Origin of the sequence: Modestobacter sp. DSM 44400 (assembly GCF_900107175.1) — a bacterium.
Taxonomy (GTDB): Bacteria; Actinomycetota; Actinomycetes; order Mycobacteriales; family Geodermatophilaceae; genus Modestobacter.
This window is the reverse complement of the sequence record NZ_FNOZ01000149.1, coordinates 1-1,892: the sequence shown is the minus strand read 5'-3', so window position 1 is coordinate 1,892 and position 1,892 is coordinate 1. Positions and strand designations below refer to the sequence as shown.

Annotated in this window: 2 protein-coding genes; both read left to right on the top strand. The window is 69.9% G+C overall.

Annotated features, from left to right (window positions below):
• Nucleotides 1-170: 170 nt before the first annotated feature.
• Entirely contained in the window at nucleotides 171-932 is a 762-nt protein-coding gene (locus tag BLW04_RS25375) for a PAS domain-containing protein (protein WP_091548416.1), read from the top strand.
• Between the two features lie 24 nt (nucleotides 933-956).
• Nucleotides 957-1,799: a SpoIIE family protein phosphatase gene (locus BLW04_RS25370; RefSeq protein WP_091548414.1), complete on the top strand. Its 843-nt coding sequence runs from the start codon at nucleotides 957-959 to the stop codon at nucleotides 1,797-1,799.
• Nucleotides 1,800-1,892 lie beyond the last annotated feature (93 nt).

The window sequence follows — 1,892 nt, the reverse complement described above, 5'->3', positions numbered from 1 at the left end:
ATCAACTCCCACAACTCGTCCGGGATCTCGTCGGTACGCAACATTCGTCCAGCGTCGCCCACCAACCCGCCAATCTTTGGCAGACACGCTCTAGCAAGTCTTGCCTCGTTGACAGCGAGGGTGGGCGCGGGACACGCGGCCACCCCGGAGGAGGGAGCGGTGTAGATCAGGTGAGCGCACCTTCCGACACCGGGGACAGTGGTCGCGCTCTTGGCTGGGTTGGTCACCTGGACACTGCTCTGGTCTGCTTCGATGAGACTTTCCGGTTCGTCTACGCCAACGCCGCCGCCGAACAGCTGTTGCAGATCCCGCGCGAGCAACTGCTGGGACGCACCCAGTGGGAGGTCTTCCCACCCACCGTCGGCACCGAACTGGAACACGCCTATCGCCATGCCCTGGCTATTCGTGAGCCGGTGACCTTCGAGCAGTACCACCCCGACCACGACGCCTGGTACCGGATGGACGTCCGCCCCGTCGCCGACGGGCTGGACGTCACCTTCGCCGATATCACCGCGGGCAGGCGGCCGCACCCGGGTACGCAGCCGACCACCGCGCAGGAGGCGCCGGCCCTGCTGGACCTGCTCACCGAGATCTCGGTCGCACTCAGCGCCCACTTGGACATGGAAGAAGCGGTTCGGCGGCTGGCTCGCCTGGTGATCCCGCGCCTGGCCGACTGGTGCATCGTCAGCACGGTGGACGCGGCCACCGGGCAACTCCAGGACCTGGCCGTCGCGCACGGCGACCCCGCCCGCCAGCCCGCCGCCGAGCACTACGCCCGCAACCGGGTTCCCGCACTCGCCACCGACTCCCCCGCCCACCGGGCGCTGGCCTCCCGCCGCCTGGTCACCGCCGGGAAAGGCCGCCTGGACGCTGTCGACGAGCTGGTAGCCGGTCTGGTGACCACCCCGGGCGCCCGACAGCAGATGAGCTAGCTGACACCGGGCGGGGTAACGGCCGTGCCACTGCTGTCCGGTGGGCGCACCATCGGCCTGCTGAGCCTCTACCGGGACGCCGGCCATCCGCTGTGGACCCAACAAGAGCTGCGCGCCGCCGCGGACGTGGCCGCACGCGCCGGCACCGCCCTGGACAACGCCCGCCTGTTCACCGCCCAGGCGCAGCTGGCCGAGGGCCTGCAGCGCAGTTTGCTCACCGACCCGCCCGAGCCCGACCACGCCGAGATCGTCGTGCGCTACCTACCGGCCGTCCGGGCCGCCCGGGTCGGTGGCGACTGGTACGACGCGTTGATCCAGCCTAGCGGTAGCACCATGCTGGTCATCGGTGACGTCGCCGGGCACGACACCGCCGCCGCCGCGACCATGGGGCAGTTGCGCAGCCTGCTGCGCGGCATCGCCGCATACAGCGACGCCGGGCCGGCCGAGGTGCTGCGCGGCCTGGACGCCGCGATGGAGTCGTTGATGGTCCCCACCCCTGGCCACCGCGGCCGTCACCCGCTTCGAGCAGACCGCCGAAGAGGTCCAGCGGGGGGTGACCCGGATGGTGTGGGCCAACGCCGGCCATCCGCCGCCGCTGGTCCTAACCCCCGGCGGCACCATCGCCCTGTTGGGCGACTGCGCGGGGACCTGCTGCTGGGGGTGGACCCGGCGACGCAACGCCGTGAGCAGGTGATCAGCCTGGATCGGGGCGCGACGGTCCTTCTCTACACCGACGGTCTCATCCTCTACACCGACGGTCTCATCGAACGTCGCGACCTATCCCTCGACGAGGGCATGGACCGGCTGGTGGACGCTGTCACCGACCTGGCCGGCTCCTCCCTGGACGAACTAGAGCGTGTCTGCTAAAGATTGGCGGGTTGGTGGGCGACGCTGGACGAATGTTGCGTACCGACGAGATCCCGGACGAGTTGTGGGAGTTGATCCAGCCGGTGCTGCCTG